Genomic DNA, 13,815 nt, shown 5'->3' with positions numbered 1-13,815 from the left:
AGATTCCCGATCTAGCGACGTTCGGGACTCGTGAGCAGGTTAAAAGGAGCCCGCCACAAGGTTCCCCAGGCCTAAGCCAGCGCCCGGGCAATCAGCGCGCTGACCAGGTCGCCGAAGCTGATCCCCTCAGACGCGAACATCTTCGGATACATCGAGATCGGCGTAAATCCAGGCATGGTGTTGATTTCGTTCAGCACAGGCCCGTTCTCCGTGGCAAAGAAGTCCACGCGCGCGATGCCATCACACCCCAGCGCATTGAACGTGCGAATCGCCAGTTTGCGCACCTCCGTCACAACGTCCGCAGGTAGCGGCGCCGGGATGGTAGCGGAGACGGTCGAATCGACATACTTGGCGTCAAAACCATAGAACCCTTCGGCGCCATCCTCGGTGCCGTTCAGCATGGCAGGAACCGACGAGACGATCGAGCCATCCGCATACTGCAGCACACCGCACTCGACCTCGGCTCCGTGAATCATCGCCTCCACAATCACCTTGTTGTCATGGGAAAAGGCCAGGTCAATAGCCGCATCTAGTTCTTCCCAGCTATCCACCTTGGAAATGCCGATGCTCGACCCGCCGCGCGCCGGCTTCACAAACACCGGCAGCCCGAGCCGCTGCTTTTCTTCAGCGGCCAGATCGCGGGGCTGGAATAGAATCAGTTCCTCGCCCACCGGAATCCCCGCTTCGCGTGCCAGCCGCTTGGTGAAGTCCTTATCCATGCCCGCAGCGGAAGCTAGCACGCCATTGCCGACGTACCGCACGCCCGCCAGATCCAGCACGCCCTGCACGGTTCCGTCTTCGCCATTCTGGCCGTGCAGTACCGGGAACACCACATCTACGTTCGCAAATACCTCGCCAGCCTGCGGGCCGGTCACGTAGCGCATCTCCCCCGCCGCAGCCGAGCCAGCCGAGCCACCAAAAGTCAGCTGCACGTGCACACCGTCGTCCTTCACGCGCGGCATGTCCCGCCCATCCGCGCGCAGCTGCGTAGTATCCGTCGTCCCCGGCACCCACGCGCCCGCCTCAGTGATCCCCACCGGCACGACCTCGTAAATCTCCGGATCCAGGTGGTCGATCACCGCGCCTGCGCTAATGCAGGAGACGGAGTGCTCAGTCGATTGCCCTCCGTACAGTACGGCGACAGTGGTACGTGCGTGCTTCTTGGCTTGGTTACTCACGGTGTTTTACCTTAGCCGTTTTTCTGACGCCGCATTCCCACCGCCCCGCCACTTCGACCCGACTGCCAGTCTACCTGTGGCTTACTCGGCCTTCCGGCTGCGGCCGAGCAACCCCATCATCACCTGCTGCACGTCTGCGCCTTCGTGGCACACTCCCACCACGGCTTCGGTGATCGGCATTTCCACGCCGACTTTCCCCGCCAGCTCGAACACGGACTGACTGCTGACCACGCCTTCAGCAACTTGTCCCTTGGTGGCCTTGGCGGCCTCTTCCAGGCTTTCGCCCTTGCCGAGGCGCTCGCCGAAGCTGCGGTTGCGCGAGAGCTTAGACGTACACGTGGCCACCAAGTCGCCCATGCCCGCCAGGCCGCTGAGCGTGCGCGCGTCGGCGCCGACTTCCAGCGCTAAACGGGTGGTCTCCGCCAGGCCGCGGGTGATCACGGTGGCGGCGGTGTTATCGCCGAATCCCATGCCAGCGGCAATGCCCGCCGCCAGGGCGATGACGTTTTTGCACGTACCGGCGATTTCGCAGCCGATGACGTCCGCGTTGGTGTACGGACGGAAGTACGGGGCGGCCACGGCGGCCTGGATCAGCTTCGCACGATCCATGTCGGAACACGCCACTACGGTTGCCGCAGGCTGGCACTCTGCCACTTCGCGTGCCAGGTTCGGCCCTGTCAGCACGGCCACGCGTTCGCTGGGCACGTCCGCCACCTCGGAGATCAGCTGGCTCATGCGCAGGCCGCTGGAGTGTTCGATGCCCTTGGCCAGGCTCACCAGGGAGGCATCCGCGCCGATCAGATCCTGCTCTTTCCATTTCTGCAGGTTCCCGCGCAGGGACTGTGAAGGCACGCCCAGCACCACGATCTCCGCGCCGTCGAGCGCCTCGGCGGGGTCACTCGTGCCGGTCAGCGAGTCAGGCAGCGCAATGTCCCCCAGGTAGGCACTGTTGCGGTGGTTGTTGCGCACGTCGTCTGCGACTTCGTCGCGACGTGCCCAGAGACGGACCTCGTTACCGGCGTCGGCAAAAACCTTGGCAACAGTCGTGCCCCAGGATCCCGCACCCATCACCGCTACTTGCACCATGTCGCTTTGTTGCCTTCCCGTCTGCTGTGGCTTCAGTTCGAAATAATTTTTGGGTTCGTTATACGATTGTCGGCAATAGTCTATCGAAAGGGATCCCTTTAAAAGTGATCACTCACACAGGAACCGGCGATCTTTCTACGTCCCTGGCCATGTCGCGGCACGATCAGGGGCATGTGACCCGCATCGGATCCCGCCCCAGCGAAGAGTTCGCTCGCCCTACTTTCGCCGCCGGCGCGGTTATTTGGCGCTTTTCTGGCGACGCCGCAGACTCCACCCCTTCCGCCCCCGAGTCCACGGACGTGGAGATCGCAATCATTCACCGTCCCCGCTACGACGACTGGTCTCTGCCGAAGGGCAAGGTTGATCCGGGTGAGAATCTGCCGGGTACCGCCATGCGCGAGATCTGGGAGGAGACCGGCTTTAGCGTGCGCCTGGGCTGGCTGTTGGGCTATGTCCACTACCCTGTGGGTTCCCGCACGAAGGTAGTTTATTACTGGACTGCCCAGCATCTTTCCGGTGAGTTCGAGGCCAATGATGAATCCGATGAGCTGCGTTGGGTTTCCCCCGCCGAGGCGAAGGAGCTGCTGAGCTATGAGGCGGACCTGAAGGTCGTGGATGCGGCTTTGGGTCTGTTGCAGTTGGGCTGCGATCGTCGAGTGCTGTATGTCCGCCATGCGAAGGCGCATGCGCGTGAGGGGTGGGCTGGTGACGATGATCTGCGTCCCCTGGGCAAGAAGGGGCGCCGTCAAGCGGAGCTGCTGGTTTCCGGGTTGTCGGGTTACCGCCCGGAGGCGATTTCCTCTGCTGTGCCGGTGCGTTGTGAGCACACGGCTGCGCCTATTGCGGAGGATTTGGGGCTGGATGTTATTTCGGACGCCAACCTGGGCGATGCCGGTTGGGCTGCCGATTCAGATGCGGCGGTGGATGCGTTCCACGCCGCCACGACCGCGCCTGTGTCGATGGTTGTTGGTCAGGGGACGGTGATCCCGGGTGTGCTGGCCCGCGTGGCAGGCGAGCACGGCGTGGAGATTGAGGATATGCGGGTGAAGAAGTCCAGCACGTGGGTGCTGCACTTCGCCGGGGACAAGCTGCTGGGGCTGGACTACTTGGCCAGCCCGTTGGCTGTGAAGTAAGCGCTAGCTGGCGGGCAGGGTGCGCGGCTTGAAGCTGGCGCGCTGGGATTCGAAGGCCTCGATGGCCTCTTCGTTGCGCAAGGTCAGGCCGATGTCGTCCAGGCCTTCCATCAGGCGCCAGCGGGTGTAATCGTCCACGTCGAAACCGAAGGTGTGGGTGCCGAGGGTGACGGTGCGGTCTTCCAAGTTCACGGTAATTTCCGCCCCTGGCTGCTGTTCCAGCAGTTTCCAAATCAGTTCAATGTCGGACTGCTCCATCTGTGCGGCCAACAGACCCGCCTTGCCCGAGTTACCGCGGAAGATATCGGCGAAGCGGGAGGAAAGAACCACGCGGAAACCGTAATCCATCAGCGCCCAGACGGCGTGCTCGCGGGAGGAGCCAGTGCCGAAGTCGGGGCCTGCCACCAGGATGGAGGCGTTCTTGTAGGGCTCCTGGTTCAGAATAAACTCTGGATCCTTGCGCCAGCCGGCGAACAGGCCGTCCTCGAAGCCGGTGCGGGTCACGCGCTTCAGGTAGACGGCGGGGATGATCTGGTCGGTGTCGACGTTCGAGCGGTTCAGGGGGGCCGCCACGCCAGTGTGAGTGTTGAACTTTTCCATGGTGTTTGTGTTCCTCTGCGTTGTCGTGGTCGGTTTACAGATCCGCTGGGCCTGCGAGGTGGCCCGTCACGGCGGTGGCGGCAGCAACTGGTGGGGAGACCAAGTGCGTGCGCCCGCCCTTACCCTGGCGGCCTTCGAAGTTTCGGTTGGACGTGGAGGCCGAGCGCTCGCCGGGAGCGAGTTGGTCGGGGTTCATTCCAAGGCACATGGAACAACCTGCGGTGCGCCATTCCGCCCCGGCGTCGATAAAGATCTGGTCGAGGCCTTCATCTTCTGCTTGCATCTTCACTCGCGTGGAGGAAGGCACAACGATCATGCGCGTGCCGTCGGCAACTGTGCGGCCTTTGATGACTTCCGCGGCGGCGCGCAGGTCTTCGATGCGGGAGTTGGTGCAGGAGCCCAGGAAGACCGTGTCGATCTTGATGTCGCGCAGCGGGGTGCCGGGCTTGAGATCCATGTACTCCATGGCACGCTCGGCGGCGAGGCGGTCGTTGTCGTTGGTGAAGTCCTCCAGCTGTGGGATGGATTCCGCCAGTGGCAAGCCCTGACCGGGGTTGGTGCCCCAGGTGACAAAGGGAGTCAGCGCGGAGCCGTCGATGTGGACGACGGTATCGAACTGCGCGTCGTCGTCGGTACGCAGAGACTTCCAGTACTCCACGGCTGCGTCCCAGTCCTCGCCCTTCGGCGCGTGCGGGCGGCCTTCGAGGTAGTCGAAGGTGGTCTGATCGGGGGCGATCATGCCGGCGCGGGCGCCGGCCTCGATGGACATGTTGCACATGGTCATGCGGGCTTCCATGGACAGCTTTTCGATAGCCTCGCCGCGGTATTCGATGATGTGACCCTGGCCGCCACCGGTGCCGATCTTGGCGATGATGGCCAGGATCAGGTCCTTGGAGGTCACGCCTGGCTGCAGTTCGCCGGAGACCTCGATGGCCATGGTCTTGAAAGGCTTCAGCGGCAGGGTTTGGGTGGCCAGCACGTGCTCGACCTCGCTGGTGCCGATGCCCATGGCGATGGAGCCGAAGGCGCCGTGGGTGGAGGTGTGCGAGTCGCCGCAGACCACCGTCATGCCGGGCTGGGTCAGGCCCAGCTGCGGACCGACGGTGTGGACGATGCCCTGTTCAATGTCGCCCATGGAGTGCAGACGGATGCCAAACTCTTCGGCATTGTCGCGCAGGGTGGAGACCTGCAGGCGGCTGGTGGGTTCCTGAATCTCGGTCAGTTGACCTGTCTTCACGCCAACGGTGGGAACGTTGTGGTCCTCCGTGGCGATGGTCAGATCTGGTCGGCGGACTTTGCGCCCGGCCTGTCGCAGGCCGTCGAATGCCTGAGGGGAGGTAACCTCGTGTACCAGGTGCAGGTCGATGTACAGCAGGTCGGGGCCGCCATTTTCTCCGGCTTCGACGACGTGGTCGCGCCAGACTTTTTCCGCGAGGGTTAAGGGTTGGTTCGTCACGGTCTCTCCTCTGTGTCCGCTATACAGTTCCACTGGATGGAATGTATAGTATCAAATCATGGGACACAATACGGAAATTCCCGCAACTAGCGGTATTCAAGTTTTGGACCGGGCGATCTTCATCCTATCGGTCATCGCAGCAGAACCTCGCAATCTTTCCGACCTGTGCGCCATCACCGGCCTGCCGCGCGCCACGGCGCATCGCATCGCCGTCGCGTTAGAGAAACACAGATTGATCGAGCGCGGGGTGGACGGTGCGTGGGTCACTGGTCCAGCCTTGGCCGAGATGGCACCGTCTACCTCTTCTCGTTTGGAGGACGCCGCAGAGTTCATCCTCCCCGACCTCATGGCAAAGACTGGCGAGTCCGTGCAGCTATATCGCCTTTCCGGAATGGAACGCGTGTGCATCGCCAACGCCGAACCCGCCACCGGTCTGCGCGATACCGTGCCGATTGGTCACCGCATGACATTGAACGCGGGCTCCGCAGCCAAGCTGTTGGTTGCCTATGCGCCGGAGGCATTCCAGAACCAAGTACTCCCCCATGCCGCCTACACCCGCAAGGACCTAGAGCAGATCGCTGCCGATGGCATTGCGGAATCCTCCGCCGAGCGCGATCCCTCCCTCGCTTCCGCCTCCGTCCCCATCTTTGGAGCGGATGCACACAATCGCACTGTCATTGCCTCCCTTTCCATTTCTGGCCCCGTCGCCCGCATGGGCGAACACCCGGCTGAGAAATTCGGCGCGGATCTCAAGGAAGCCGCCCGACTGCTGGAGGACCTACTGCGAAAGTAGCCATCGGCTGCCAGCAAAAAATTTTTGTACAACACGCTCGCCCGCACATTAAAGGAGAAACTGACGCCATGACCAGCGACGATTCCGCAAGAACAAACCCGGCCACAAACGACAAGCGCTACGACGCAGGCATTCAAGTCCGCCGGGAGGTCATGGGTGATGCCTTCGTCGATGCCGCCCTGGAACGTAACGCGGGCTCTGATGGCGAGGCGCTGCAGAAGCATGTCACCGAAACCGTCTGGGGTTCCGTGTGGACGCGCGACGGCCTGGCCCGCCGCGACCGCAGCTTGCTGAACATCGGCATGCTGGTGGCATTACGTGCCACTGAGGAGCTGCGCGGGCACGTCCGCGGTGCGTTGGAAAACGGCCTGACTCGCACGGAGATCACGGAGGCGATCATCCATGCCTCGGGCTACTGCGGCGCACCCGCGGCACTGTCGGCAATGAAAGTTGCCCAGGAGGTGCTGGTAGCAGAGCTCGGCCCGCTAGAGAGAGACGACAACTAGCCGTGCGCTAGGTACGCGGCAGCTCCCGCCACTCCACCGTCAGCTCGGAATCCAGCTCGTCGGCACGGGCGGCCAGGAAGTTGTACAGGCTTTCCGTGCCGTCCTCGATGCCATCGGCGACATCCTCGCCCGCGGAGGTGATGTCCACCATCGCCGATTCATCCGCCGCGCCAGCGTTGGCGAGCTCGGCGCCCCAGCCGCCCTCCCCACGCCGACCGTCCTCGTCCGCCGATAGGGTACGGAGCCAGGCTTCGGCTGACGTGTGGGCGTCCACACCAAAAAGAACGGCGCGAACCGTGGCGGGCGTGCCGTCGTTGCCGGGCGGGGTGCCCCAGAGCCAGTCCAGGTTTACGCGATATGGGGAGAGAATGGGAGCCTCCTGACGTAGGGTGAATCTATGAGCGATTATAAGGACAAGCGCTGCACTGACCAGGAACGTTCTGCCACTGTGGGGGCGCTGTCCGACGCGATGGCCAATGGGCAGCTGAGCATCTCGGAGTTCGACGAGCGTTCCGGCCAGGCGCATGCTGCGATCCAGCGTAGCGAGTTGGTGGATCTTCTGGATGACTTGGTGGACGAGCCTGCAGCGTTGCTCTTTGGGGCGGGTGCGGTTGAGCGCCGCGCGACCGGTGACGTCGCCGAAGCTGGCGAGAGTTCGGACGCTCAACGCCACCGTGAGCTTGTGCTTGCGCGGGCGCAGAACATGGTGACTGGCGAGGGGACCGAGACAGGCTTCAGCCTGACTATTTTCGGTGGAACAGAAAAGTCTGCAGGGGTGTTGCCGAAGAACCACTGGAACTTCACTGTGTTCGGCGGGACTGATTTCGACCTCCGCCACTGCAGATTTAGCGATCCCGTAACCACGCTGTGGCTGAACTCCACCTTTGGTGGTGTGGACGTTGTGGTGCCGGAGGGCGTGCGCGTGGATATGGGCAACCTGGGCATTTTCGGCGGTTCAGAGCTGATCGTGGAAAGCGGCGCGATCCACCCCGGCAGTCTGCCTGCGAACGCTCCCCTGCTAAAGATCCGTGGACTTTCGGTCTTCGGCGGTGTGACCGTGAAGGTTGTGCGGGGTTAGGAGCAAAATATGCGAAAGCAGCCCGGAACAGGAGCAACCTACCAAGAAATCCGTTTCAGCGAGGCAGGCGTTCAGCAGCTAAAGGCCTATCGTGAAGAAAATGACCATTTAGCAGCTTATCGAGATCAAAAGATCAAAACCGACGATGACCTTCTTTACAATTTTCCGGTCGTATATGTCATCAAGAATGAAGAAAAGACACATGCGAAACCTTATACCGCATATGTAGGTGAAACCACAGATATTATCCAACGCACCACGTCGCATCTTAAAAATACACGCAAGGATGATGCTGACTGGACAAAGCTCAAGGATTCTAAAAATAGTAGCCTCATCATTCTCGGGCATGAACTTTTCAATAAATCATTGACACTCGACGTGGAGAATCGTCTAATGCTGATGCTCTCGAGCGTCGAATCTGTAAAAAAGCTCGAGAACCGGCGAAGTAATGACCAGCTGGACTATTACACTAAAGAGCGCTTTGACGAGGTATTCCATGAAATTTGGGGACAGCTACAGACTGTTGATCAAAATTTGTTTCCGGAACTGGAGAAGATTTACGACTCCGCTCTTTACAAGGCCTCTCCTTTCCACAGCTTGACCGAAGAACAGATCAAGGCCAAGCGTGAAATCATGGAGGTTCTCTACGACAAGATTCACACAGGCTCTCGTGGCAATCTTGTCATGGTCGAAGGTGAGGCAGGAGCCGGAAAAACCGTGCTGCTTAGTAGTCTTTTCTACGACATTATGCAAAACCCGGTCATCACCAAATCTGGTGAGGAACGCCAACTAAATTGCTATCTGATTGTTAACCACGACGAACAGGTGAATGTCTACACTCAAATTGCTGAAAAGCTAGGACTCCACTCGAAAGCCAACGAAACCGTTTTAAAACCGACGAGGTTTATCGAGCAACACTCTCCTGACGAAAAGATTGACCTGGCACTGATCGACGAAGCACACCTGTTGTGGACTCAAGGTAAGCAAAGCTACCGAGGCGATCACCAACTACTAGATATCATCGAACGCGCAAAGGTAACCATCGCAGTCTATGATGCACGTCAGGTTCTGCAGGCTAATCAATGGTGGGAGAAAGAACCTCACGAACTTGTCCCGGAAGATAGGTACTCAAAGATTCTTCTGAAGAATCAAATGCGTATGTCTGCCTCCCAGGAAACTCTCAACTGGTTCAAATCCTTTTTCGAGAACCGTACGATTTCTAACCTCTCGCTAGACACCAATTATCGAGATCGTGAGGGTTACCATGTTCGCTTTTTCACAGATGTGAAGGATATGCGATATGCAATCGTCAGAAAAGCATCCAAGACCGATCGCGGCTTAAGCAGAATGGTCGCAACTTACGACTGGCCATACCATTCTAAAAAGAAGCCCGATGGTACTGGTTTATGGAGCGTAACCATAGGTGACTTCTCTATGCCTTGGAATAGAGAAATCACGGTTGATGCCAAGGTGAAGAAAAAGAATCTTTCTTGGGCAGAACAGCCTCAAACGATTAACGAAGTTGGCTCGGTATACACCATTCAGGGCTTCGACCTGAATTACGTAGGAGTGATCATTGGCCCCTCGGTGAAGCTACGAGATGGACAGATTGTAATTTCTCCAGATGAGAGTTACTTCCGAGCAGCAACGAATAGGCGAACGTTGAGCGATGGCTCCGGCAAAGGAATTTTCTCAGATACACTCCTATGGAATCAGTTATATGTGCTGATGACTCGAGGTGTTCATGGCCTCTTTGTCTACGCCTGCGACGACGAGCTTCGCGAAGCCCTGTTGAAGGCTCAGAGACTCACCCCAGGCGCGTACCCTGGGTGCCATGAGTGAATTCTTCCCAGTCGAAACGTTTAGCAAGCGCCTCGCCACCGTCCGCGATATCGCCGCGCAAGCCGGCCTGGACGGCGTCATCGCCACACCCGGCCCCGACATGGAGTACCTGATCTCGTCGAAGATCAGCACCCACGAGCGGTTCACGGCTCTGGTTCTTACTAATGACGCCACCCGCATCATCGTCCCCGGCGTGGATGTCGCTGACTTGAAGAAGTCCGTCGCCGGCAAGCTCGGCATCGAGATCATCGGGTGGAACGATGGCGAAGACCCCTACGGCCATATCTCTGAAGGTTCCTACGCAGTCAGTGCAGCTATGACCGCCGACCACCTGCTGGAGCTGCAGTCCCGCGGAATCTCCACTGTCAATGCCACCCAGGTGCTCGCCCAGGCGTTCATCCGCAAGGACGATGAAGAGCTTTCCGAGCTGCGCCGCGCCAGTGCTGCCATCGACGAAGTCCACCGCCAGGTACCGAACCTGCTACGCGCAGGCGTGACTGAGAACGACGTTGCGAAGCAGCTGGAGAGCCTCATCCTCGAAGAGCACGAGGTAGTGGACTTCATCATCGTCGGCTCCGGCCCACACGGCGCCGACCCGCACCACGACCATTCCGATCGCGTCATCGAAGATGGCGACGTGGTGGTTGTCGACATCGGCGGCACCCTGGCCAGCGGCTACCACTCCGACTGCACCCGCACCTATGTCGTCGGCGACCCCACGGACGAGCAGCAGCAGATTTATGACGTCCTGCAGCGCGCCCAGGAAGCCGGGCTGGAGTTCGCCAAGCCGGGCGTCACCGCCGGCGAGGTGGACAAGGTCGTCCGCGACATTATCGACGAGGCCGGCTACGGCGAGTACTACATTCACCGCACGGGCCACGGCATCGGACTGTCTTGCCACGAGGAGCCCTTCATCATCGCTGGCAACGACTTTGTGATTGAGGAGGGCATGGCCTTCTCCATCGAACCCGGCATCTACATCCCCGGTAAGTGGGGCGCACGCATCGAAGACATTGTGATTGTGGCGTCCAAAAACGTAGAGCCCATCAACAAAACACCCCACGAGCTAGTGCGCGTGGGGTGAGAGGGGGAAAACCTAGTTGGAAGTTAGTGGACGTCCACGAACTTCTTAACGATCCACTTCCGTGCCAGGAAGATGAGCGCGCCGAGGGCAATCATGACCGCGAACATCGCCAGGAAGTAGGTGCGCTCCGCGGAGGCGTCGTCCGGGTTGTAGAAGCCCGCCAGGCTGCCCGAAAGAGCAGTACCCAGGCTGATAGATAGCTGCCACAGGCCGAACATACGGGTGGGGAACGCCTTCGGCGCCAAACGGGTGGCCATGGAGTTACCCACGGGGCTCAACATCAGCTCGCCCATAGTGAACAGGAACAGAATCAGCACCATCACCCACATCGGCGTGGAGTTCGCGCCACCACCGGCAAACGGGATGAACAGCAGCAGCGCCACGCCAATCAGGCCAAGGGCCATGGAGAACTTCACTGCGTAGGAAGGCTGCTTGTCCCCCAGCTTCGTCCACAAAGCGCCGAACACAGCGGCGAACAAAATAATGAACAGCGGGTTGATGGACTGCACCATGCCCGGAGGAACCTCGATGCCGAACAGGTTGCGGTTCAGGCGCTCGTCGGAGTACAGCGCAATCACGGTGAACTGCTGCTGGAACAGCGACCAGAACGCGACGGATGCCACGAACATAGGGACAAAACCAACGAGGCGGGAACGTTCAATATCCGTGGTCAGAGGGGAACGGTACATCTGAATCCACAGGACAATGGCGATAACCGCGGCGAGCAGAGCCGCAATGTTGGACAGCTGCGCTACCTTCAGCACGCCCGTGACGAACAGCAGAACGAAAGTAGCCACCGCTACAACAGCACCGAGGAAGACCGGGAGGTACTTCTTGTGCGGCAGCGGGTTCACTACATCGTGGCCCGCATCGCGGATGGTCTGCTTTCGCAGAGCGGTGTACTGGATCAAGCCGATGGCCATCATCACGGCGGCGACACCGAAGCCCCAGTGGAAGCCCTTCCAGCCCCACAGCGCGTTGGTGATCAGCGGGCCGAGCAGGCCACCGATGTTCACGCCCATGTAGTAGATAGAGAAACCGCCGTCGCGACGGGGATCATCGTGCGAGTACAGAGAACCGAGGACCACCTGGGAGGTCGTCTTGAGAGCACCGGAGCCAACGGCGATGAACACCAGGCCGAGGGTCACACCGACATAGCCCGGCAGTAGTGCCAAACTGATGTGGCCCAACATCACTAGCACTGCGGAGTAGAACAGAGTGCGCTCCGCGGAGAGGATGCGGTCGGCCACCCAGGCGCCCGCCACGCCGGTCAGGTACACCAGGCCACCGTAGGCACCGACGATGGAAAGAGCGGTGGACTGTTCCATCCCCAGGCCACCGTCAGCGACCGTGTAGTACAGGTAGTACGCCAGCAGAGCCTGAAGGCCGTAGAAGCTGAAGCGCTCCCACATCTCCACGCCCGAGAGGTTGGCTAGGCCGAAGGGGTGGCCGAAGAAAGTCCGTTCGTTCTGGTGCGCGCTAGAAGAATGCGCGGTTGCTGCGGAGGCTCCGTCTGGTGTGGGAGAATCCTCCGTACTCGATTGAGAAGTCATTCGTTAATTCCATCACACCCACTGCGGATTAACGAAGCCATCGGCAAAAATTTGGAGAAGATTGCCGCGCGAAAACAGTTTTACCGCCCACCGACCCGCAAAAAGAAAAAGCACGACTCGAAAGCCGTGCTGAAAAAATTTTGGCAGTTTCACGAATCTCCCTCCACCAGCCCGAACCTCTGACCTGCTAATACGCCTGCACCACGGAATTTCGGAGCTTGCACCACTCTCGTGGATCCAACTCGTAGGTGACCGCTAGGAGCCGCTAATTTTTTCAAGATCCGCAGCAATATCGTCTACCGATCGGGCTAAGGAATCCGATATACCGTCCTCGGCTCTTGCAAGCGTACTGAACCCGAAGCGTGTTTGATAATAATTATCTAAGAAACTGCGAGTCTGGTCACTACCACGAAGTTCTACGACCAGAAACTTGCTGGCAGCAATCCTAGATGCCTCCAATACTTTGGTGTTGACCCAGTGCATCAGTATGTCCGAAACGCGAGAACCTTCAAACTCCCTTGCGACAGCAAACTTACCCAATAAAGTTGCCGGAATACGCTGGGACAGGGTCTTCCCGCCGCCCTCTTGCAAGAGACCTCTGGGGACATCACCGCGAAGAATCTCAAAGTTACTCAGCGCGAAGAATCCCGCCACGACACCAATATCCCCCTTCGTAGGCGTTAATACCCAAACGCGTGCATATCCGTGATTCACGTAATCTAAAGCATGATCTGCTAACCAGGCATTCATCCCCAGATCCCGACTCGCAAATCTCTCCAGGTCATAGGAAAACTGGTCTTCCAAGAGTTCACAGCTAAAATCACCGAGTCTATTGCTCATCTGAGCGCAAGCAGCCTTTCTACGAAAGGTTCGTGGGCCTTTCCGGGAGCGTCTAACAACGGGTCTAAAAGTTCTGAGTCAGCGACAGTCACAAGACGCGGCGGCAAATCAATTTCAAGGTCAAAAGAAGTACCGTCTTCCAATACACCATCCGTTGCAGGTGCATGGGTCAGATAGTAGTCCTGCAATGCATCTCCAGGCATGGCAGCGCGTTTACCTTTCCTTCGATCCCAAGCAGATTTCCAAGTTGGTTCTAGATGGGAAATCTTCTCTAAAGTCCAAGGATCAAAGTGCTTGTAGTACGCGTCAAAGACACTGCCTATCACTTCAATGGCATATGAATCTTCAATCTCTCGGGGAAGCATCCATGTATCAATCGACTTTTCTAGCAAATCAACGGAAACTTCCAGTTTCCCACTGTGAGCAGTAAGGAGTTCTCCGATGACGGGGCCTCTTTGCATTGCCCAAGTCGCCTCTGGATACAAACGGCGACCGGTAAGATATGCATACCAACTGAAAGAAAAGAAGCAGAGTTTCTGCAAAGCCACTGAGTTCACTTCTTGCCCGTCAGTCCGTCGAACGATTTCTCGTGCGACTTGAAACGCTGAAATTTCAGACATTGCGCTTCTCCCCTTTCCATTTGACGAATTTAACTTTGAGTCTAAG

14 protein-coding genes are annotated in these 13,815 nt (G+C 58.9%); 6 read left to right on the top strand and 8 right to left on the bottom strand.

Annotated elements, in window-relative coordinates; genetic code table 11:
• Window positions 1-71: 71 nt before the first annotated feature.
• Together ACKFRT_RS01930 and ACKFRT_RS01925 are read right to left on the bottom strand one after the other, a co-directional pair.
• Complete coding sequence (locus tag ACKFRT_RS01930; protein WP_408925556.1) at window positions 72-1,178, bottom strand: D-alanine--D-alanine ligase family protein; 1,107 nt, start codon at window positions 1,176-1,178, stop codon at window positions 72-74.
• Window positions 1,179-1,259: 81 nt separating this feature from the next.
• Window positions 1,260-2,264, bottom strand: coding sequence for an NAD(P)H-dependent glycerol-3-phosphate dehydrogenase (locus tag ACKFRT_RS01925; protein WP_408925555.1), 1,005 nt, complete (start codon window positions 2,262-2,264; stop codon window positions 1,260-1,262).
• Window positions 2,265-2,413: 149 nt separating this feature from the next.
• On the opposite strand from ACKFRT_RS01925, the gene ACKFRT_RS01920 reads away from it, so the two are divergent.
• A complete protein-coding gene (locus ACKFRT_RS01920) occupies window positions 2,414-3,397 on the top strand; it encodes an NUDIX hydrolase (protein ID WP_408926119.1) in 984 nt (327 codons plus the stop codon).
• Between the two features lie 3 nt (window positions 3,398-3,400).
• Here ACKFRT_RS01920 and leuD read toward each other — a convergent pair whose 3' ends face one another.
• Together leuD and leuC are read right to left on the bottom strand one after the other, a co-directional pair.
• Window positions 3,401-3,997, bottom strand: coding sequence for a 3-isopropylmalate dehydratase small subunit (gene leuD / locus ACKFRT_RS01915; RefSeq protein WP_408925554.1), 597 nt, complete (start codon window positions 3,995-3,997; stop codon window positions 3,401-3,403).
• Window positions 3,998-4,031: 34 nt separating this feature from the next.
• Entirely contained in the window at window positions 4,032-5,453 is a 1,422-nt protein-coding gene (gene leuC, locus ACKFRT_RS01910; protein ID WP_408925553.1) for a 3-isopropylmalate dehydratase large subunit, read from the bottom strand.
• 58 nt (window positions 5,454-5,511) lie between these two features.
• Here leuC and ACKFRT_RS01905 point away from each other — a divergent pair, with 58 nt between their 5' ends.
• A complete protein-coding gene (locus ACKFRT_RS01905; RefSeq protein ID WP_408925552.1) occupies window positions 5,512-6,246 on the top strand; it encodes an IclR family transcriptional regulator in 735 nt (244 codons plus the stop codon).
• Window positions 6,247-6,314: 68 nt separating this feature from the next.
• On the top strand, window positions 6,315-6,752 hold the full coding sequence (locus tag ACKFRT_RS01900; RefSeq protein WP_408925551.1) for a carboxymuconolactone decarboxylase family protein: 438 nt from the start codon (window positions 6,315-6,317) through the stop codon (window positions 6,750-6,752).
• Window positions 6,753-6,759: 7 nt separating this feature from the next.
• Here the strand turns inward: ACKFRT_RS01900 and ACKFRT_RS01895 are convergent, their stop codons facing one another.
• A complete protein-coding gene (locus ACKFRT_RS01895; RefSeq protein ID WP_408925550.1) occupies window positions 6,760-7,026 on the bottom strand; it encodes a hypothetical protein in 267 nt (88 codons plus the stop codon).
• A gap of 123 nt (window positions 7,027-7,149) precedes the next feature.
• Here ACKFRT_RS01895 and ACKFRT_RS01890 point away from each other — a divergent pair, with 123 nt between their 5' ends.
• Genes ACKFRT_RS01890 through ACKFRT_RS01880 form a run of 3 tightly spaced genes read left to right on the top strand, consistent with a single transcriptional unit; the run spans window position 7,150 to window position 10,756 of the window.
• Window positions 7,150-7,830, top strand: coding sequence for a DUF1707 domain-containing protein (locus ACKFRT_RS01890; RefSeq protein ID WP_408925549.1), 681 nt, complete (start codon window positions 7,150-7,152; stop codon window positions 7,828-7,830).
• A gap of 9 nt (window positions 7,831-7,839) precedes the next feature.
• Window positions 7,840-9,672 carry a DUF2075 domain-containing protein gene (locus ACKFRT_RS01885; RefSeq protein ID WP_408925548.1) on the top strand — a complete coding sequence of 611 codons (1,833 nt, stop codon included), beginning with the start codon at window positions 7,840-7,842 and terminating at the stop codon, window positions 9,670-9,672.
• Window positions 9,665-10,756 carry a M24 family metallopeptidase gene (locus ACKFRT_RS01880; RefSeq protein WP_408925547.1) on the top strand — a complete coding sequence of 364 codons (1,092 nt, stop codon included), beginning with the start codon at window positions 9,665-9,667 and terminating at the stop codon, window positions 10,754-10,756. Before ACKFRT_RS01885 ends, ACKFRT_RS01880 begins: the two co-directional genes overlap by 8 nt.
• Before the next feature lie 23 nt (window positions 10,757-10,779).
• Here the strand turns inward: ACKFRT_RS01880 and ACKFRT_RS01875 are convergent, their stop codons facing one another.
• From ACKFRT_RS01875 to ACKFRT_RS01865, 3 genes are all read right to left on the bottom strand, one after another.
• Complete coding sequence (locus ACKFRT_RS01875; protein ID WP_408925546.1) at window positions 10,780-12,309, bottom strand: peptide MFS transporter; 1,530 nt, start codon at window positions 12,307-12,309, stop codon at window positions 10,780-10,782.
• A gap of 255 nt (window positions 12,310-12,564) precedes the next feature.
• Window positions 12,565-13,149, bottom strand: a complete 585-nt coding sequence (locus tag ACKFRT_RS01870) for a hypothetical protein (protein ID WP_408925545.1) — start codon at window positions 13,147-13,149, stop codon at window positions 12,565-12,567.
• On the bottom strand, window positions 13,146-13,769 hold the full coding sequence (locus ACKFRT_RS01865; RefSeq protein WP_408925544.1) for a Panacea domain-containing protein: 624 nt from the start codon (window positions 13,767-13,769) through the stop codon (window positions 13,146-13,148). The genes ACKFRT_RS01870 and ACKFRT_RS01865 overlap by 4 nt, the downstream gene beginning before the upstream one ends.
• Window positions 13,770-13,815 lie beyond the last annotated feature (46 nt).

The sequence above is a fragment of the Corynebacterium jamesii genome (genome assembly GCF_046097395.1).
Classification (GTDB): domain Bacteria; phylum Actinomycetota; class Actinomycetes; order Mycobacteriales; family Mycobacteriaceae; genus Corynebacterium.
The sequence above is the reverse complement of the archived record's forward strand: the minus strand, read 5'-3'. Positions and strand labels throughout refer to the sequence as shown.